The following is an 18,756-nucleotide window of genomic DNA, read 5'->3' as shown; positions in this document are numbered from 1 at the left end:
TAGTTCTGTGTTGAGCCTACGTTTGCCTGCGATAAGCGAACAAGCTTCTGCAACACCATATGTATGGATATATGCAGTTTTTCGATGATTATCAGATGAAATATTTTTTAAGATATCCTCAACATATGCTCTTACAATTTCAATTCTGTTCAGTTTTTTCATCTCACTATATTTAAACCTTTACTATGCACTTTTTTCCTCCAATCACTATAAAACAAGTTCATATTTTTGTATAATAGTTACTTATATCTGGTTTACTATATTATAACATATTTGAAAATATGTTATAATATGTTTTCAAAGAACAATTATACAAGAATGTACGGTTGCCTATCTCTTGGTTATCTCATTATTTTTTTGAAATGCGACGTAAAAAATACAGCATATTCATTTGAATAGTACTGTAATTTAATGTATTATTTATCTTTTTGCTTGATAATAAGCTTATAAAGTAATATAGCTTGTTCAACCATACTATCTTCGAACCCCCTGATGCTTCAAATTCGAATTTATAAGCTTCAGATTATGCTTATATTTTCTGCATACAGCACACTGTAACACGAAATGATTCGTTACCTGGCATTGCTCCGGAACATATATCAGTCGTTTCAAAGCCCATTGACTTATATAAATGTATAGCTGGCTCATTTCTCTTCAAAACTTCTACACAAAGAGGCCTTTTCGCGTTGTTTTCAACTACATACTTAACCAGACATTTACCGATGCCCTGACTCTTATATACTGGGTCAACGTACAACCACGCAAGCTCATCATCCGAATATGCAACAAATCCAAGTACTTTATCGTTCACCAAGGCAACGCAAACCTTATAATCAAACAGACCTTCGTTAAGAGCAGCCTCAGCAAGTGGAATAAACGCATCACTCAGTCCTGCAAGCTGTAGTTCAACAACGCGAGCATTGTCGTGAATTTCCATCAAACGCGACCAATCCTTTTGCTGGTATTCTCTAATAACTATCCCTTCCATTTTATACTCCCCCTTAATACCTTTGATAGTGTAAAGTTTTTTACACTACTTTTAAAATTTTCTCTTTATATATCAAGGGTTACAGAGTTTTTTCGTATAAAAAAACAATGACCCCCTTTTTTCTGTTATAATTGAATCGCTAAAACCAAAAATAACATAAAAGGATGTCATCGTATGGATTCAATTATAACTTATTTATTTTTATATAATCAATACCTTTTGAAAGTAATTTCTCAATTACTTTTATTTATTGCTAAATATATTCCGCTTAAACAACAAGCTTTTGAGGATTCACATAGTCCAGAATATCAAAAATTTAAAGTTGATAAGCTCCCTAAAATCTTTATCCCTGAACCTGTAGATTATCATCTGCTTTTAGCTTATTATCAGCATAAGTATGGAAAAACTGTTGAGCCAGTAAACCGTAGGTCTGAAAAAGCGGTTGTTCCTGATGCTACAGTGTGTCCCCGTTGTGGTGCTCCGCACCAATATATCTATAAAAACAACGGTTCTAAAGGCCAATATCAGTGCAAAGTTTGCGGAGAGCTATTTAACGAAGCCAATATCTATAACAAACCTCTAGCTTTGCGCTGCCCTTATTGTGAGCATATTTTAACACCTAAGAAAGATCGTAAGCATTTTAGAATACATAAATGTGTTAATCCTAAGTGCTCCTACTACCAAAAGAACCTCGCTAAGCTACCTAAAGATTTAAGTGTCGCTGATAAACATAAGTACAAGCTCCACTACATCTATCGTGAATTCACCATAGATTTCTTTAAGATGGACTTACATGAGTTTCCTTCTAGGGCAATTAACTTTAAGTATAAAAAGTTCAATGCCCATATTATGGGGCTTTACCTTACTTATCACGTTAATCTTAAGCTATCTACTAGGCAAACAGCACATGCCTTAGAAGAAGTGCATGGTATCAAAATCTCCCATACAATGGTTGCTAATTATGCTATGACTGCTGCCGCAGTTATAAAGCCTTTTGTAGACACCTTTGACTACAAGCCATCTAACATTCTTTCTGCCGATGAAACTTATATTAAGGTCAAAGGTATAAAGCATTATGTTTGGATTATCATGGATGCCTGTAAGAAGTCTATTTTAGGCTACCAGGTTTCTGATACTCGTGCCGTAGGCCCATGTGTTCTAGCTATGCGTATGGCCTTTGAGAAGTTTAAAGTATTTCCTAATAAGGCTTTAAAGTTCATCGCAGATGGCTATAGTGCCTATCCTCTTGCAAGTCAGCAATGTAAGCTAGTGAAAGGTTGGGACTTTGACGTTACCCAAGTTATCGGACTTACTAATGATGATGCTGTCTCTAAGGAGTTTCGTTGGGTTAAGCAAGTAGTAGAAAGGCTTAACCGCACCTTCAAATACTCTTACCGTGTTACTTGCGGATATGGAAGTGAGAACGGAGCTGCCTACGGCGTATCCCTTTGGGTTGCTTATTATAATTTTCTTCGTCCACATCCTTATAACTACTGGAAGCCATTAAATGAGTTAGACATGTTATCTAATGCAGATAATATGCCTGGTAAGTGGCAGCTACTTATATACCTTGGTCAACAGACTATATTGAAGATGCAAGCTGAAAATTCTGCTTAATTTAATTAAAAAACAAATACAAGGTATCTGCCAGCTACTATGTGAATAGATCTCAATAGTCGCAACTGCTAATACAAAAATCTCCTTCCATCAAAAGGATTTTTTGTCGTGCTTAAAATTCTTTAATTCATCCTCAAATCACACTATATTATCCTAGCTTACGCCCTTTGGGCAAAATATTTTGGGCCTTTATTTTTTCATAACCCACTTTACACTATCGATAATTATTAATTAGGGATAAGACTTGCAAGTCCTTATACCCAGTATTTTATCAGTGGAGTTTCTTTTTTTCAAAGTTCATTTAGCTTTATAACAGGAATGCTAGTTTAATAGTTAAATATATCCATAGTTAAATAGGTTCATATTTTTATATTTAAATAGTTCTCTATATCCATTTTTACCTATATAAATAGGTAAGTATATACCTATTTATATTTAAAACTAGTCAAGGATATATTTTTTTCATTTTAATATCTCACATGACTTATAAGCAATATAAAAATATTATAACCAGATTATAAAAATGCAAAAATACATTACCCCTCATTTAGTAAAGCATATTTACTATTAAATATTATAAAATCATTAATTTCACCTCATAAGTATAAAAAGACTATGGTATATTATTCTCCTCTCCGTACTTGTCTTTATAAGATAATCATACTTGTAATTTTTCACAATAGTTATTTATATTAATTTTTATTACATAATCTAAGAATATTTCGTCTCAAAGTTAAAGATTCTAAAACTATATTTTTTTCATAAAAAACATTATTTCTTCTTGAGTAAATCCTAATTTTTTATATAAGTTATGTGCTTTTTCATTATCTAATTCAGCATGAAGTTGAACTCGTTTATAACCATTCTGTTCAGCAAACTGAAAAATGTATTCCATAACTCTTTCTCCGATACCATTCCTTCTAAATGATTCTTCAATATATAAATCATCAATTATTAATGCTTTTCCTCTTGACCAAATGCTATAAACTGTCCATGTATTTGCATATCCAATCACTTTTCCATCAATTTCTACAACAAAAATTAATATATGTTCAGGCATTGATAATGCCCCTCTAAATGTACCTTTCATTTCTTCTTCATTAGGAAATTTTAAAGTTGTCCAATATCGATTAACGGACAATACTTCCTGCATAAAATTTAAATTAAGTTTTATAAATGCAGATTCATCTTTAATTTCACATTTCCTAATACTAACATTATTTAACATTATTCAATCCACCCTAAAAAATATTATTTACATTAATTCTTTATAACGCAATATTCTCCAATTACTCATATACAATCATAATTATAATACTTATTATAGAATAATTACAATAAAATGTTTCGAGATATAAAAATCACCTTAACAGAAAGATGCTCTAAAATAAACAGCTTTGATTTTAATCAAAGCTGTTAAGTAATTCTATTCCTAAATAATCCTGACAATCCTTTAAAACATACATAGATATTTATCTAATACTGATTGTTAAATTTAAAGACACTGTCGTGGTATATTAATCCTCTTTATAATTATTATGATATTCTCGATCCAGCATACTAAAATAGAATTGGTCGACCCACTTACCTCCACATAGATACTCTTCCCTAAATACACCCTGCTTTGACATACCTGCTTTTTCCATTATTGATGCAGATTTTTTATTATCACAATGGCACATACCTAATACCTTATGAGCTTTCAATTCATTAAATGCAAAGGATAGCAAAATCTGTACACTCTCTAAACAATATCCATTACCTTGAAACTCCGGCAAGATAACATATCCAATTTCCCAGCTCTTTCGTGAAGTAATACATTCCCATATATAAACTACTCCCATCTGTACCCCATCTGAACTGCGTTTAACTATAAAATCAAAAACATCATTTTCTTCAATTCGCTTAATAAACTTCTTTCGAATACGATCTTCGTCAGTCTCAACATGTTCCTCATAACACCATAATTCTTCATCACTTTCTTCATTACATATAAACTCCATATGTTCTTCAGTTACAGGTACAAGTTCTATAGATTTTCCTTTTAATAGACGTTGTATTTGTTTTTTCATATTTTCCATCCTTATCCCCCACTTTTTCATTTTCCTCTGCTAATCTAATTTCATATAACATTCTAATACCTTTCTATATTTCATATATAGGTGCAGACCTCTTTGCTTTTATTGCATAATCATCAAGGTAATCTGGTAATCTTTCCTCTACACTACATCCATCTAATGAATACCAAGTTATTTTTTCAATGATATTACACAAACTTTTACCATGAAATACTTTAGAATTTAAAATATCCTCTAATTTATCATAATCATAGCCTTGTAAGCAATCTGATGTTAATCCATACCAGTATACTTCTTTACCTGGATTATCTCTATCTGGCATTTTCCCAAGCCAGCAATCTTCATATTCTGTGTCATCATCAATACAAAAGTTCATTTCAATACATGAATTATAATTTACTACATCACTTTTTAGTACTGTTATTAAGTCTTGCAATTTGATTTTCGCCAACATTCTCCCCCCTAATACTTGTATTCATAAGATAACCCTGCTTTGTAATTTGTACTCCGCAATTTATACATAATTAGAATAACTCATCTAATAAAATGTAGTATTTTATTTTTGCATAATCAGGTTTTATTTCTAATTCTTCAAACAACATATCTGTATATCTTGAATCAAAATCCATTAACTCACGAACACATAATGCAATATCTTGATATAAATCGCCAACTCCTGCTCGTCCCATATCTATAAAGGATGTAATATCTTTACCATCTGTAAAATAATTGTTAAAACAATAGTCTCCATGTGTAAACACTAATTGTTCTACCGGCTTATTCCTTACGAGATNNTACATCCTTAGATGTTTCAAGGCCTTCAGTATATTTATTTTTATCCACTCTTCCTATCAAATTATGTTCAATCCTGTATTTTGCTTTTTCTAATTTTTCCTCTATTCTACTGTTAAAATTACATTCTGTGATATCAACACTCTGCAATTTCTTTATACCAATGGCTGCTAAATGAACTAATCTTTCTGGAGTTTTTCTATATGCTTCATCTTCTAGCATCTGACCTTTTGCATTCTCTATCAGCATATAAGAAATGTCATCTTCTAGAACACGATAAATCACTTTTGGTATTGATAGTTTTCCATACAACCACTGGTACATCTCATATTCTCTGATCACTTCATCATTAACTTTTTCTATCTTTAAATAATAAGATTTATCCATATCAAAGCACTTAATTACTTTTGCTTTAGACATACCTTCTTTATCTACTTCAAACTGCATACCTTCAAGTATTTTATCTAACTTATTTGGTAAATACATATATTTTCCCACCAATCCTTTTTATATATAAATCTCTGGCTTTCCATATTCATTTAAATCTATTCTTGTAATTCTATGTTGTGTAAATACTCATAATATAAGAACATTCTAAGTGCACCATATAAGAATGATGAACTAACTTTACTTCGGATTATGCTTACAGTTCAGGAGTGATATATTTAGTTTTTTCATCTCTCCATAGTTTTAACAACATGTTCATTTTTTTTCTGCTATCAATAACCCAAAACGGTTTATTAGGATATTTTTTATGCAAATTCATTATAGTATGTTTACGTGTTTTAGAGAAACTCCATAAGCCTTTACAAAGACGTAAAAACTCCTTATCAAGTTTTTCTTCAAGATATTTGGGTATATCCGAACGCTTTTTACCATTTCTTGTTAATACACTAACCAAACATATGAAACGATTTATATCAAGAAATATTACTAAATCTGCCGCTTTAAATCGCAATTCCATTGTGTCAGTATGATTTCCCTCAATTATCCATTTTACCTTTGATGTAAGTTCCATTTGTTTCTTTATCCATTCTTCTTTCGGAGGTTGTTCCCAATTAGGACGCCAAAACTCAACATCAAGATGAATAAGTGGCAAACCCGTGATAACAGACAATTCTTTAGATAAAAAACTTTTTCCACTACCATTATTACCAACAATAATAATGCGATTGTATCCAAATATACTCAATACTCTCACTTCCTAAAATATAAATAATACAATACCTATTATTAATGGGGTATGTCTAAAGAAATTATTCAGTTTCATATTTCTTAATCTCCTTCGATCAATTTATTATAATTACACATAACCTATAAAATAATTATACATGAATATAAGCAAGTATAATCTAATTTTTCAAAATATCATTATTAATAAATTCATTAAGTATTTCAATCAGAATCATCTTAATTTTAAAGTGAAATTTACCCTCGTCATATGTAGATAAAGCTAAATAAGTATTTAATTTTTNNTTCTTTGAAAATTGAATAGTATGGTATAAAACAAATATATAAATAATGGTCAATTTAGAATATAATAGTATTATGTGAGTTAGTTAGCTATTAAACTATTGGATAAATAAGAATTTGTAATGGAGATTAGTTATATTGTCTGAGAGCTTAATTTTGAGTTGGCATAAAGCAAACATTAGGTGAAACGTAAAATCATCCATACATTAAAATTTAATGAATACTTCAAAATGTGAGGTGAAGAAATCATGACAGATAAAAAAATTATAGTACAATTTACCATGCTGACATTTTGCATAGCCTATGTTGTGTCAGGTGCTTTGATTATTCTTGGACAGTTCGGATACTCGGTTTACAATTGGGTTCACTCGTTACAGCAATTCGGGATGAACATTCCTTTTGCAATCTATATTTTGTCACCCGCTATTGCTTCATATATCGTTCTGAAGAAGAATAACAAAATAGCAGGTTTTAAGGAATGGTTGAAAACTGTTTTTTATTATAAAAATAAAATTTCCCTCTATTTGTTCGTTGTTGCAGGGCTTGCACTGTATTTTTTGATACATATTGCAATTTCCGGAAGTACGGAAATGGTGCTCCCATTTTATACATTCTTCCTTTCTCTACCTGGGGGGCTTATTATCGGTGGCTTGGAAGAAGCTGGCTGGATGTACATATTGCAGCCTGAGCTTGACAAAGAATATGGCTTTGTTTTATCTTCCATTTTTACAGGTATAGTTTGGATTTTTTGGCATATTCCACTCTTCTTTATTCCGGGGACTAATCATGGAGAGGGACTCATTAACTTTTGGATGTTTGCAGTTCAACTCATGGCATTTCGTTTTTTTAACGGAGCAATCTACAAAATATCAGGAAAAGGCTGTGTGTTTATGTGCGTATTATTCCATACCATGTTCAATGCAGCAGCCCCCATCTTTGGCACCATGACTATGACTTGGTTAGGAACTGTTGTGGCAAATACTATGATTATTGTTGTATCAATTGTAACTGTTGTGATGTACAACAAAAGTGTAGTGTAATAGTACAACCCTGCATCCTTATATAATTTTTTCTTTGAAAATTGAATAGTACGGTATTGGGAAATATGTTATAATATGGTCAAAGTAAGCGTGTTTAAATTAGTAGATAAAAAATAACAGGAGGTATTTTTATGGATTTTAGGATAATATCATTGCCACCATTCAAAGCAGCATCATCTGGGATAGATAAAGAATTTAACTTTTCCCCTGACGGTATTTTAGGAAAGTTCAATAAGTATTTTTCTGCAATTAATCCGTCTGAGCGAGATAGTTTTATGCCCAGAGATTTTTTGTGTTTTGATGAAGAAAAACAAGGCCTAGTATGGTGGTGGGCATTGAGTGATGATATGGATGATGGCAGTAACGAAGTTGTTGATTTTGAAGGCGGGTACTATGTAACTTATTTCTTCAAAGATGGAGATGAAGAAACACGTGGTAAGTTATATAATCAAGCCTTGGAATATATTAAGAATTCTGATATTTTCGAACTGGATATCCGTCAAAATCATTATGGTATGGGACATATTATTACACCACCAGAGATTATAAAAGCACAAGGATGGGCACAAATGGAAGCGTTTATACCGATTAAATTAAAATCACCCTCCAACTTGTAATGAAAATTATAAGGATAATTTATGATCTTCTTATTTAGCGACCCAAATATAAAACTAAATAATTTTTCTAAATAGCGTAACATATATATAATTAAATAACGTATTCATAATACCGTACTATTCAAAACTGAATATACGGTATTTTTAGTTCGCAATATAATTAAAATCCAATTTATTATTTTATGAAAAATCAACAAATATTGAGTTTAATGGAAATGTATATTTAAAAACACTAATCATATAATCTTTTTCTTGAAAATCTCCACAATAATCAAATCCCGCTTTAGAATAATAGTTTTTTAATTTTACATTTCCAGCCCAACAGTCTAAATATAGTGTTTTTCTTAAATTTCTTGAAATCTTAAAGGCATAATTAACAATTTTAAGTCCTATATCTTTTCCTTGATACCCTGGTAATATTGCTATTCTGTAAAGATATAAATTATTGGGCTTGCTGATGTGAAGTACAGCATTAACACCCATGTCTTTTATAGAAAATGTTCCAACTATTAGCTTGTCTATTGTTATCACATAGATGTTTTTATTTTTTATGTCTATATTTATTTCTTCAATATCCCAAGGATATGTCCATTGATTAATACTTTTTTCATGTAAGTTTAATGTTACTTTATTTAGTAACTCAACTATTATCCTTATATCATCTTCCTCTGCTAATCTAATTTCATATAACATTCTAATCCCTCTCTATAATTCATATATAGGTGCAGACCTCTTTGCTTTTATTGCATAATCATAAAGTAATCTGGCAATCTTTCCTGTATACTACAGTTCCTTCTTATTGAAAATTTAATATTAAAGTTATATTTGATAAACTTTTGCATTCTCTAATAATGATAGGTTATCACCGTCAACAATTATTGCACTTTGCTGTTGTGTAGTATATACTATCTTTCCATTTTCTCTTATATATTTTTCAATACTTTTATTTTGTGAATCAGTATTTTTATAGTGTATTTCAACTGCAAAATTGTCTATACATCTTAGTCCTTTTTCATAAATAAACTCTGGATAATCTTTATCTGGAGAAATATAATACTGTGAGCATTGCATCATAGCACCAGCACTCCATCCCATTATGTATTCCTTACTAAAGAGCCTGTAAGTCCACTTCTTCTTTTGCCTTTTTTAAGATAGAATTAATAAATTCATTCTTTGCATTTGTATATGAACCTCTATCATTAGTATACTTTGCAGCTAAATTCTTCTTTAGCTTCGAATATTCCTCAACTGCTTTCTTATTTAGCCTAAGATAATCACGAAAATAGATATGATTTTTCCACAGTTCTCCGTTAATTATTTCTATATGCAAATAATGAGTTCTTAACTCTTCCCTTCCTTTAGCAAACATTACACGACCTTCAATCCCTGCATTATCTCTAAATTGATATCCATTTGCTTTTAATAAATTTCTATGCTTATCTACATCATCCAATGATTTAACTCCTACAGCAATATCTATAATTGGTTTTGAATCAAGTCCTTCTATAGATGTACTTCCTATATGTTGTATATCTATAGCAGTTTCGCCTAACAAATGATACAATAGTTTTTCTTCTTCCTTATAAATCTCTTTCCAATTAAAACTATATGGAACAATCTTAACGGTTCCCCTTGCTAATCCAATCATTTATGTAACCACCTTAAACTTATTCATATTATATGAAAATTAGTTTTCTTCACCATTTCCTAAAATTTTTCATTTACATCCATAAATATAATACTTATTATAACACGAGTACAATAAAATGTATGTAAATAAGCACCTCTATATAGAGATGCTCTAAAATANNTAAATATGATTTCTTATATTTTATAAGTATTTCAGTTTTTCATTATTTTGTAGTAAACTATATATAGTATTATTAATCCATAAAAGGGTTTTTCAGTAAGTTTTTTATTATAATAATTATTGTGTTGCCCCTTACTTTTTGTGCAATGTGGATAGAAAGAGATAAAACTACTAACATAGGAGATTATAATGAGCATTTTGGAGGTAATGGTAAGTATAGACAAAATTATGTTAGATGGTTCGGACATAATGGTACGAATAACATTGATATATTTCCTGAAAGTACTCCTGATTCAGCAAAGGTTGAAGATTTTTGTTATTATTACTATAATCCATTTGACCCAAACGTTGTATTATACCTTGTATATACATGCAGTTATGAAGATTTTATGGAAGAGACAGGGAGATTATCAAAGTTAAATTCCGATAAAGACTATCTTATATATGGTTCAACTGGATTTAATTATCCAGTAAGTGCAGTTTGTGCAAACGATAGTGGGTATATTTATGCTTTGGCTGACAAAGAAAATAATAGATTAATTTATGTAGGAATTAATTTTTGTGATTATTTTACTGATATAAACTATAAAAAGATAATTGATGAAAAATACCTTCCAATTAACTTTGATGCAGAAAGAGGAAATTCAACTCAAAAGAAAGAACATGAGAAATTTATGGAAACACAGTAAAATGATAGATAGGATTAATTAACTTTAATATCTATTTGGAGGTGTACCATGAATAAGATGGAAAAATTACTAAAAATTCGTAAAATTTCTTTGGCCTGCTTATTTTTATCTGTTCCTCTATGCTTTATAGGACCTTTTTTCCTTTTACCTTGTTTACAATTATTGGTATAAGTTTATTGCCAGTATTTATAGTATTATCTCTTTTGTTTTGGAAATGTCCTTATTGTAATTACAGGTTACCAATGAAATTTGACAAAGATAGTGATATTGATTCGGTATATCAATGTCCATATTGTAATAAGAAATTTAATTGAAGTAAATATAAATTTATGGGCAATATCCAGATATGAAATACCATATGTAAAATGAAATATAAAAATAAATGGAAGAGCAATCTTCCATTTGTTTTTTACCACTAATATAAATTAATATTTAAATATCTAGTCACTCTATGCCTCAATAGTGTACTTTCCTAAGGCTGATTGTAAAATAAAATCCTATAGACTACAATAGTCTTTATTAGGAACTTTATTAAGAAGAGTGTTCAGCAAATTCCATTCTAACAAATTCTCCATAACCAAGTGGCGTATCTTTCCTATAAGTATCTACTACATTAAATCCTGCACTTTTATAGCATTTAATCGCCATTTCATTGAAAGACCGAACTTCTAAAGCAATCTTTTTATCTGTATATATCTTCTTGCATTGTTGTTTTACTATTTCCATTAAGACATTTCCTAATCCTTGTCCACATAGAGATGGTTTTAAACCAATTCCAATAAAAACACACTCATTTTTATCCAGTAATCTTATGTATCCACATAAGCAATTGCAATCATCGATCACAGCATTAAATTCACTCTTTCTCTTTGCTTCTATTGTAATACCCCATTTTTCATTAGATACTTTATCCCATCCTGGATAATTATATATAGAATATATATCATCATATTTCCAACTACAAACTTCTTTTGCATATATTTCTGTAAAATCTGCCAATCTCAAATTCATTTTGTACACCTCTAGAAAATTTTCCATTTACATTACTATGTGATACTTTCATGAATAAATTCACCACACCCACCACAAGATGGCATATTTTTCTTACTTATTTTGCAGTATTGCTATTTACCCTCTGGTTTCGTGATTAACTCTATTGCTTTTTCTATAACCTCATCCTTACCCTCTGCAATTCCTTTCACAGTTTGTTTTACAGTTATGTCAGGTTTAAGACCTATTCTTTGTGTCTGACTTCCATCCATATATGTTACTGCTAGTCCTGATATAGATGTCTGTATACACCCTGGAAGTGTAATGTCCATTTTATTGCCATTAGCTCCTGCAGAAGGAGTTCCTATTACCGTTACATTTGGTGCATCCATAAAAGACATAACCATTGTCTCCAAGACGCTTTGTGTACATTCATTCATCAGTATTATTACCTTCCCATTATACTGATATCTATCTTTTACTTTTCCTAATGAGGTTCTAATAATGCCGTTATCAAATATTTTGCTAAATGTAGTTGAATCTATACCTTTGTCCAATTGTTTCTCTATGAATCCTCTTCCTGAACTATTGCTGGTTGATTTAAAAAATTTTCCTGGTTCAAAACTATTACTTGAATAAANNGATATTCAGAAACTTCAGGTTTTATATATTCTCCTATAGGATAGTTTATATATTCACTCATTTTTGCATTATTGTATCGCACATCAATAATCAACCCTTCTGTCCCTTTAAATTTTTTCATTAATTTATCTAAATCTCCACTTTCAAGTGTAGCTACATTAATATAACCTATTTTTTTGTCTCCCATGAAGCTACTTTTCTCATCTTGACCCAGTTTTTTTACATCATAATTACTATTATAATAGCATGGAACATTCAAACTTAACTTTTCACCATTTCTTATTACCTCTATTTCAGCTATTTCTTTTGTAGAACGCAAAAGATAATAGTCAAAAGCATTTGTAAAACGATTTTTATCTGATACTGATATATATTTGTTGCACTCCTCTATTATCTTTTCTATAGAAGTTCCATCAATAGATACCACAATATCTCCTAACTTTAAAGGGGACTTATCTTCCCTGCCAGCAATGACAATCTGACCATCTATATTTAATATTGTTGCTTTTGCTTTGTATGCTCCAAAGTGTTGTGGTAACACCTTAAAGTTATCATTAAAAAAGCCATGAGAGTCATGAATATATGTGGTAAGATTTGCAATGGATAATACATATGATTCCTTATCACTTTGAAGTGCTAACTCAGAAATCTTGTCATAAAGTACTTGCTCCCAATCTTCATCCATGAGATTTTTATATGGATAGAAATATTCTATAATATTCCAATAACGAAACAACCCGAGCAATCTCATTCCTGTGTCTTCATACTTAATAGAATTGTCCATAAAAGAATCTGAAGATACATTAACAATATCCCCTTCTTCAAAAACAGCATATCCATTGTCATTATCAGTTACTTTTACCTCTGATAAATTTTCAAGATAGTCAACAAGGTTATTCCCAAGGACTTGTCTATCCTTTATCCATGAATATTCTACATCTAAGTATGCCTTCTCTTTTACTTGACGATATAGATCTTCCTGTTCTTTACTAAGTGTATTAACCTGAAATGGAAACTGGTTTAACCATGTAGCCATGATATCTCCAGCTTCTTCCTTGGTGGTTGCCTCAAGCACCTTTGGCATAACTCTAAATAATTCTGCATCCCAATTAATATTCCCTGCTGTAATGTCTGGATGACGATACTTAGTAAATCCCCAGACCTTTGCTAAAGTATGCAAATTCTTCTGTTGAACTTCACTTAATTTTTCTATTCTAACTCCACTATCTGATGCAAACTCTGTATCTTGGGATCTTTTAAGATTCTTTTCTTCAGTTTTATCTGAACTAGTACAAGACACAAATGTTAGAACCATAACTATAAGTATAAAACTAATTACTATTTTTTTACTAAATACATTCATTTTAACTTCTCTTTTTTTCATACTTTCCACCTACATTCTTTAGTACTTAAAAATCTTTTTCAATAAGATTTTATCTTTGATAAAGTACAAATATATACAATATTGTCTATAATATTATAAATAGACCATAAAAACACTATATCACATAGTAACTAATGTGAAAACCATTTTTGGAATATATTATAATTTTTGTTAGTTGATTTGAAATATGCTCACTTTAAAAAATCAACAGTTAACTTATCATTGATGAAAAATACTCTTTAATTATATGTCTATGTGTTTCAGCAATATTTAATTTTTCTAGCTCTTGGTAAGTAAAATACTTCAATTCTTCTGATTCGTCACTGCATATCAATTTATGTTTCTCTGTTAAATTTACTATATAAGCAGCAGATATTATTCTAACAATATTTCCATCTGGATATGCAGCGATTCTTGATGGGTCTGAGAACATTTTCCAAAAACCCAAAGACTCTTCTGATATTATAATTCCTGTTTCTTCATTAATTTCTCTAATTATTCCTTCTTCTAAACTTTCATCAATATTCAAACCTCCGCCTATTAGCGCCCAACGGTTACTATCTGCTCTTTTTTCTAATAATATTTTATTATTATACTTAATAATTGCACAGGCACCTATATGGTTTGGCTTATTAGGTTTTGGTGCATTTTCATTTTTATAATAAAATTTTGCTTTAATCATATTGTTCCATCCTCCAATATTTAAAATATACAATGTTATGCACTATAACACAATTATTCATTTACAATCATAATTATAATTATAATACTTATTATATCGTATTTGAAATAAAATGTATTAATATACAAAAAGCACCTCTCCAAAGAGATGCTCAAATCAAGGTTTATTAAATATTAATCTATAGATTTATTAATGTTAAACATTATAATGTAATTTAAATTTGTATTCATTATGTTTATAATATCTTATAATTATATTACATACTTATTATAGGACAATTGCAATAAATTTCTAATTTGTTTATGCTAATTAATTTATTCTACTAAATCACAAATCTGCATATTATTAGCTCCATTACACAAACTAAAGGTGAAAGGAGGTTGTGTAATGAAAAAGTTTACTGTTTTATTGTTAATTTTAATTACATTGGTATTAAGTACTTTTACGTCTACACGTGTATTTGCTGAAAATATATTTACAGAAGGTGTTTATAAAGCAACTGATTTCAATATATCCCCAAATGAATCTTATCTAGTTCAAAATGTTTCATCAAACGATAGTGTTTTTCTTACTCTTTATGACGAAAATCAACTTATATTACAATCTATTCGTCTTCAACCTAAGTCAGCTAAGTATAATTTAATTCCTCTTAAGCCTGAATATAGAATTGTTATAGTTGGTAATGGTCAAATATTTATTGATAAAGGGACACAATAGGGTGTCCTTTTATTGTTATAATCATTTATTATTTGCTCCAAGTATATTTTTGAGTCATTAATATGCACTAAATTATGCTGAAGGGTTGTACTATATATTTTTTCATTTGTCATCATAACTCTTCTAGTCATTACAATGGTGACTACAAGACTAAAAATCAAGATCACTATAGTACCTTTAATTATAACATTGCTCCTAGTATTCCCCTTATTTCCTAACACTATCTTCCACATCCTCATCTATGTCCTTCTAATTTAGCTTTAATATATCCCATATATATCATTGATGAACTATCAGATATTTGAGGAATCTCAAATCTACACTTCTTATAGAAATCATAATTTTCTGGAGTAGTGTGCACCCACCAATTTCCATGGGGTAACTTTTCTAAACACAAGTCCACAAGTTTTTTACCTATGCCTTTTCCTCTATACTCTTCTTTCACAGCCAGGTCTTGGATTGTTGCTGTCATGACTCTATCTGATACAACCCTTACCATAGCTATCATATCTTCCTTATCCCAGGCAGTGAAAACCCATGATGAATTTTTAAAGCAAATTTCATACTTTTCATCTAGCCATAACGGTTGATTTGCAGAGACCCAACCAACCTCGTTGTACATTTTTTTAATGATATCCCCTTTAAGCCCATCTGCACCTTCTCTAATAATCAATCCCTTATAATATTGATACATAAAATACCTCCCTAAAATTAATTTGGACGCAATTTCCTAAAATTTTTCACTTTCAATCATAAATATAATACTTATTATAGCATGACTACAATAAAATATATGTATATGTAAAAAGCACCTCTATATAGAGATGCTCTAAAATAAGTGGCTTTGATTTTAAATTAAAGCCATTTAATGATAAGTATAATTATTTTATATTAACTATATAAAATGCAGGATCGCATTATTTTATGCCTGCATCAATATGTACTTCACCGTCACCAACTATTACGATTTTATATTCAGATTTAAGAGAAACTAAATAATGTCTTGATGATTTAGGTTCTAGATATAAGACTTGTGTGTTAATGTTATTTTCATTAAAAACAATAACACAAACACTATATGCTGACATATTTTCAACATGATAAGAACCATCTTTTGAAGGATTAAAATCCGATATTTCATAAAAACCCTCTTTATACATATTTCGTGAAGATGCATAAGTTGTAATAGATGTACCCAATATAGTAGTTACTAAAATTAATAAAATTACAATAAATTTTTTCATATAATAGTCACCTCTCGGTGATATTTTATGTAGTATTAATAATAATATACAATTATTCATTTATATCATTTTTGCACTCTAAAATAAGAGCTATATAAAATGTACCCTATAAGGTGGACAAATTAAGAAGAAGGCAAGGCTAAGGTGTTAACTAAAGAACTTATGAAAAAATTCGAAATAAGAAGAGTGTGAATTATCCTAGCTAATAATCATTATCATTAGCTTTATGATTATACTCTTTTTCTCCCTAAATAGTAATAACCATTTGATTTATTTCCATTCATAGTTGTATATACCACCTGATTTAAAATCGATTTATCAAATAGCTACACACATTGCTCAACCCATTTTATATCGTGATGCCTAACTGCAGCACCTTCAGGTAATTCAAACACACCATATTTTTGGTATTTATCTTGAAATAACTTATAACGTTCTATATTGCGTTCATCTGTATTTAGTAAGAAATCATTGATATACAGAATCCCATTAGGTTTCAAAACACGCTTTATTTCTTTTAGCAAGGCTATCTGTTCTTTATCGTTAACAATTGAATTATATCTTTTAGTCCTATTAATATTTATTGATTTAATTACGATATAATATAGGTTTTTATTCAATTGCTTATTATTTATTAATTTCATTACCTAATTTAAGAAACTTTCAACTTAAGGCAATTTATAATTGTAACTACTTTTCCATTAAGTATGATGAACATGAAACACTAAAATCAAATTGTTCATATAATTTTTGTGCACTAATGTTATCAATATCTACATATAGCCTAATACCTGTAGCATTCTTTTCTTGCCTTAATACCTCTGCCTTTTTCATTAATTCATAGGCAAACCCATTTCTGCGATATGAAGGATGAATCCATAATTCATCAACATAAACATGTCCAAAACCATTATATTTACCAACTTTCGGCATATAAATTAATGAAATCCAACCAACATATCGTCTTTCCACTTCAACCACATATATAAACAAATTAGGATTTGACAATTCATTTATAATATTTTGCTGAATTGCTTCTTTCAATGGTAATCTTTCACTACCGTTCATTCTCCAATATATCATATCATCAAATAAATAATAATTCCGTGCATCTATTTTCACAATTTTATAGTTCATATAGTTAGTCTCATATACAATATATAATTAGTTATCTTTTTATCTAGCAAATCTATATTTTTTGAGATTCTCATTAAAGCATTATTCATTCTTGCTAATATATCATTATCAGTCATCAGTACAATTTGTCTAACATGCCTATATTTATCTAATCATTTCTAATAATTCATTTAGGGATTTAATCTCAATATAATTTTTGCTATTAATATGGGTATCATGTTTACGGTTTATAAAAACAGGTGTAAAGCCAAATTTTTCAGCCCCTAGAACATCAGCTTCAAAGTTATCGCCAATGAAGTAAACTTGTTCCATTTCGATGGTAGTATCATACTTTTTAATATCATCAAATACAATTTTAAATAAATCTTTATGGGGCTTCCTTATCTTATAATCCGCACTGAAATGTATATTAGCAAAATATTTTTCTAAATCATATTGGTTAATTAATCTTTTCATTACATTCATTTTAAATATGGAGTTACTTAATAAAAAAACTGGAAGTCCTAATAACTTAAGTTGCTCTAAGGTAGAAATAGTGTCATTAAACAATTCAGTAGTATTTATTTCAAGTGCACAATTAAATAAAATTTCTTCTAGAGGATAATTCACTTTAAAACCATATTTATTTTTAAAATCTAAAAGTTCATCTTCAAATGCTAGTTCTGAATTATCCTCGCTTCTTTTATCATAAAGTTCTTTCCAATATGTAGCTGCATAATCTAGAAATTCAACTTTATCAGTATCTTTTGATAAAATATTTTTATGTAGATAAGATAAACCCGAGTTAAAATCAAATTTAATATCATGAAGCAATGTATCAAATAAATCAAAGACAATAGCTCTAACTTTAGCCATA

The 18,756-nt window shown here is 29.6% G+C and carries 21 protein-coding genes; 5 read left to right on the top strand and 16 right to left on the bottom strand.

Going from position 1 to position 18,756, the window contains the following annotated elements; translation table 11 throughout:
- Positions 1–529: 529 nt before the first annotated feature.
- The gene (locus B2671_RS11610; RefSeq protein WP_346870571.1) at positions 530–988 is read right to left on the bottom strand and encodes a GNAT family N-acetyltransferase; all 459 of its coding nucleotides are present in this window, start codon (positions 986–988) and stop codon (positions 530–532) included.
- 174 nt (positions 989–1,162) lie between these two features.
- Between B2671_RS11610 and B2671_RS11605 the strand changes: the two genes are divergently transcribed.
- Entirely contained in the window at positions 1,163–2,605 is a 1,443-nt protein-coding gene (locus B2671_RS11605) for a DDE-type integrase/transposase/recombinase (RefSeq protein WP_346870570.1), read from the top strand.
- Between the two features lie 748 nt (positions 2,606–3,353).
- Here the strand turns inward: B2671_RS11605 and B2671_RS11600 are convergent.
- From B2671_RS11600 to B2671_RS11580, 5 genes are all read right to left on the bottom strand, one after another.
- Positions 3,354–3,833: a GNAT family N-acetyltransferase gene (locus B2671_RS11600; RefSeq protein WP_346870569.1), complete on the bottom strand. Its 480-nt coding sequence runs from the start codon at positions 3,831–3,833 to the stop codon at positions 3,354–3,356.
- Positions 3,834–4,122: 289 nt separating this feature from the next.
- Positions 4,123–4,686: a GNAT family protein gene (locus tag B2671_RS11595; RefSeq protein ID WP_346870568.1), complete on the bottom strand. Its 564-nt coding sequence runs from the start codon at positions 4,684–4,686 to the stop codon at positions 4,123–4,125.
- A gap of 64 nt (positions 4,687–4,750) precedes the next feature.
- Positions 4,751–5,137 carry a hypothetical protein gene (locus tag B2671_RS11590; protein WP_346870567.1) on the bottom strand — a complete coding sequence of 129 codons (387 nt, stop codon included), beginning with the start codon at positions 5,135–5,137 and terminating at the stop codon, positions 4,751–4,753.
- A gap of 70 nt (positions 5,138–5,207) precedes the next feature.
- Positions 5,208–5,444, bottom strand: coding sequence for a phosphotransferase (locus B2671_RS11585; protein WP_346870566.1), 237 nt, complete (start codon positions 5,442–5,444; stop codon positions 5,208–5,210).
- A gap of 674 nt (positions 5,445–6,118) precedes the next feature.
- A complete protein-coding gene (locus tag B2671_RS11580) occupies positions 6,119–6,667 on the bottom strand; it encodes a hypothetical protein (protein WP_346870565.1) in 549 nt (182 codons plus the stop codon).
- A 529-nt stretch (positions 6,668–7,196) separates the two neighbouring features.
- Between B2671_RS11580 and B2671_RS11575 the strand changes: the two genes are divergently transcribed.
- On the top strand, positions 7,197–7,988 hold the full coding sequence (locus B2671_RS11575; protein ID WP_346870564.1) for a CPBP family intramembrane glutamic endopeptidase: 792 nt from the start codon (positions 7,197–7,199) through the stop codon (positions 7,986–7,988).
- A 131-nt stretch (positions 7,989–8,119) separates the two neighbouring features.
- The gene (locus B2671_RS11570) at positions 8,120–8,605 is read left to right on the top strand and encodes a hypothetical protein (protein WP_346870563.1); all 486 of its coding nucleotides are present in this window, start codon (positions 8,120–8,122) and stop codon (positions 8,603–8,605) included.
- Between the two features lie 180 nt (positions 8,606–8,785).
- Here the strand turns inward: B2671_RS11570 and B2671_RS11565 are convergent, their stop codons facing one another.
- The 3 genes from B2671_RS11565 to B2671_RS11555 form a co-directional block, all read right to left on the bottom strand.
- Positions 8,786–9,298 carry a GNAT family N-acetyltransferase gene (locus B2671_RS11565; RefSeq protein WP_346870562.1) on the bottom strand — a complete coding sequence of 171 codons (513 nt, stop codon included), beginning with the start codon at positions 9,296–9,298 and terminating at the stop codon, positions 8,786–8,788.
- A gap of 126 nt (positions 9,299–9,424) precedes the next feature.
- Complete coding sequence (locus B2671_RS11560; protein ID WP_346870561.1) at positions 9,425–9,700, bottom strand: Type 1 glutamine amidotransferase-like domain-containing protein; 276 nt, start codon at positions 9,698–9,700, stop codon at positions 9,425–9,427.
- 13 nt (positions 9,701–9,713) lie between these two features.
- Positions 9,714–10,253, bottom strand: coding sequence for a GrpB family protein (locus B2671_RS11555; protein ID WP_346870560.1), 540 nt, complete (start codon positions 10,251–10,253; stop codon positions 9,714–9,716).
- A 308-nt stretch (positions 10,254–10,561) separates the two neighbouring features.
- Here B2671_RS11555 and B2671_RS11550 point away from each other — a divergent pair, with 308 nt between their 5' ends.
- On the top strand, positions 10,562–11,104 hold the full coding sequence (locus tag B2671_RS11550; RefSeq protein WP_346870559.1) for a hypothetical protein: 543 nt from the start codon (positions 10,562–10,564) through the stop codon (positions 11,102–11,104).
- Between the two features lie 531 nt (positions 11,105–11,635).
- On the opposite strand, the gene B2671_RS11545 is transcribed toward B2671_RS11550, so the two are convergent.
- The 3 genes from B2671_RS11545 to B2671_RS11535 all read right to left on the bottom strand — a co-directional run bounded on the left by B2671_RS11545 (position 11,636) and on the right by B2671_RS11535 (position 14,802).
- A complete protein-coding gene (locus B2671_RS11545) occupies positions 11,636–12,115 on the bottom strand; it encodes a GNAT family N-acetyltransferase (protein WP_346870558.1) in 480 nt (159 codons plus the stop codon).
- 113 nt (positions 12,116–12,228) lie between these two features.
- A complete protein-coding gene (locus B2671_RS11540; RefSeq protein ID WP_346870557.1) occupies positions 12,229–12,651 on the bottom strand; it encodes a S41 family peptidase in 423 nt (140 codons plus the stop codon).
- A gap of 1,680 nt (positions 12,652–14,331) precedes the next feature.
- Positions 14,332–14,802, bottom strand: coding sequence for an NUDIX domain-containing protein (locus B2671_RS11535; protein ID WP_346870556.1), 471 nt, complete (start codon positions 14,800–14,802; stop codon positions 14,332–14,334).
- Positions 14,803–15,189: 387 nt separating this feature from the next.
- Here B2671_RS11535 and B2671_RS11530 point away from each other — a divergent pair, with 387 nt between their 5' ends.
- Positions 15,190–15,519, top strand: coding sequence for a hypothetical protein (locus tag B2671_RS11530; protein ID WP_346870555.1), 330 nt, complete (start codon positions 15,190–15,192; stop codon positions 15,517–15,519).
- 235 nt (positions 15,520–15,754) lie between these two features.
- Here B2671_RS11530 and B2671_RS11525 read toward each other — a convergent pair whose 3' ends face one another.
- The 4 genes from B2671_RS11525 to B2671_RS11510 all read right to left on the bottom strand — a co-directional run bounded on the left by B2671_RS11525 (position 15,755) and on the right by B2671_RS11510 (position 18,755).
- The gene (locus tag B2671_RS11525; protein ID WP_346870554.1) at positions 15,755–16,213 is read right to left on the bottom strand and encodes a GNAT family N-acetyltransferase; all 459 of its coding nucleotides are present in this window, start codon (positions 16,211–16,213) and stop codon (positions 15,755–15,757) included.
- 223 nt (positions 16,214–16,436) lie between these two features.
- Positions 16,437–16,763: a hypothetical protein gene (locus B2671_RS11520; protein WP_346870553.1), complete on the bottom strand. Its 327-nt coding sequence runs from the start codon at positions 16,761–16,763 to the stop codon at positions 16,437–16,439.
- A gap of 690 nt (positions 16,764–17,453) precedes the next feature.
- Complete coding sequence (locus tag B2671_RS11515; protein ID WP_346870552.1) at positions 17,454–17,900, bottom strand: GNAT family N-acetyltransferase; 447 nt, start codon at positions 17,898–17,900, stop codon at positions 17,454–17,456.
- 144 nt (positions 17,901–18,044) lie between these two features.
- Complete coding sequence (locus B2671_RS11510; protein ID WP_346870551.1) at positions 18,045–18,755, bottom strand: HAD family hydrolase; 711 nt, start codon at positions 18,753–18,755, stop codon at positions 18,045–18,047.
- Position 18,756 lies beyond the last annotated feature (1 nt).

This window comes from Clostridium sp. UBA5119 (assembly GCF_002414285.1).
In the GTDB taxonomy this organism is placed as follows: Bacteria; Bacillota; Clostridia; order Clostridiales; family Clostridiaceae; genus Clostridium_J; species Clostridium_J sulfidigenes.
This window is presented reverse-complemented; position numbering and strand designations above follow the sequence as displayed.

What these genes read in the sequence shown, in the direction of transcription:
- B2671_RS11610 (WP_346870571.1), bottom strand. Translation starts at nt 988, where the DNA reads ATGGAAGGGATAGTTATTAGAGAATACCAGCAAAAGGATTGGTCGCGT.
- B2671_RS11605 (WP_346870570.1), top strand. Translation starts at nt 1,163, where the DNA reads ATGGATTCAATTATAACTTATTTATTTTTATATAATCAATACCTTTTG.
- B2671_RS11600 (WP_346870569.1), bottom strand. Translation starts at nt 3,833, where the DNA reads ATGTTAAATAATGTTAGTATTAGGAAATGTGAAATTAAAGATGAATCT.
- B2671_RS11595 (WP_346870568.1), bottom strand. Translation starts at nt 4,686, where the DNA reads ATGGAAAATATGAAAAAACAAATACAACGTCTATTAAAAGGAAAATCT.
- B2671_RS11590 (WP_346870567.1), bottom strand. Translation starts at nt 5,137, where the DNA reads ATGTTGGCGAAAATCAAATTGCAAGACTTAATAACAGTACTAAAAAGT.
- B2671_RS11575 (WP_346870564.1), top strand. Translation starts at nt 7,197, where the DNA reads ATGACAGATAAAAAAATTATAGTACAATTTACCATGCTGACATTTTGC.
- B2671_RS11570 (WP_346870563.1), top strand. Translation starts at nt 8,120, where the DNA reads ATGGATTTTAGGATAATATCATTGCCACCATTCAAAGCAGCATCATCT.
- B2671_RS11565 (WP_346870562.1), bottom strand. Translation starts at nt 9,298, where the DNA reads ATGTTATATGAAATTAGATTAGCAGAGGAAGATGATATAAGGATAATA.
- B2671_RS11560 (WP_346870561.1), bottom strand. Translation starts at nt 9,700, where the DNA reads ATGGGATGGAGTGCTGGTGCTATGATGCAATGCTCACAGTATTATATT.
- B2671_RS11555 (WP_346870560.1), bottom strand. Translation starts at nt 10,253, where the DNA reads ATGATTGGATTAGCAAGGGGAACCGTTAAGATTGTTCCATATAGTTTT.
- B2671_RS11550 (WP_346870559.1), top strand. Translation starts at nt 10,562, where the DNA reads ATGTGGATAGAAAGAGATAAAACTACTAACATAGGAGATTATAATGAG.
- B2671_RS11545 (WP_346870558.1), bottom strand. Translation starts at nt 12,115, where the DNA reads ATGAATTTGAGATTGGCAGATTTTACAGAAATATATGCAAAAGAAGTT.
- B2671_RS11535 (WP_346870556.1), bottom strand. Translation starts at nt 14,802, where the DNA reads ATGATTAAAGCAAAATTTTATTATAAAAATGAAAATGCACCAAAACCT.
- B2671_RS11530 (WP_346870555.1), top strand. Translation starts at nt 15,190, where the DNA reads ATGAAAAAGTTTACTGTTTTATTGTTAATTTTAATTACATTGGTATTA.
- B2671_RS11525 (WP_346870554.1), bottom strand. Translation starts at nt 16,213, where the DNA reads ATGTATCAATATTATAAGGGATTGATTATTAGAGAAGGTGCAGATGGG.
- B2671_RS11520 (WP_346870553.1), bottom strand. Translation starts at nt 16,763, where the DNA reads ATGAAAAAATTTATTGTAATTTTATTAATTTTAGTAACTACTATATTG.
- B2671_RS11515 (WP_346870552.1), bottom strand. Translation starts at nt 17,900, where the DNA reads ATGAACTATAAAATTGTGAAAATAGATGCACGGAATTATTATTTATTT.
- B2671_RS11510 (WP_346870551.1), bottom strand. Translation starts at nt 18,755, where the DNA reads ATGGCTAAAGTTAGAGCTATTGTCTTTGATTTATTTGATACATTGCTT.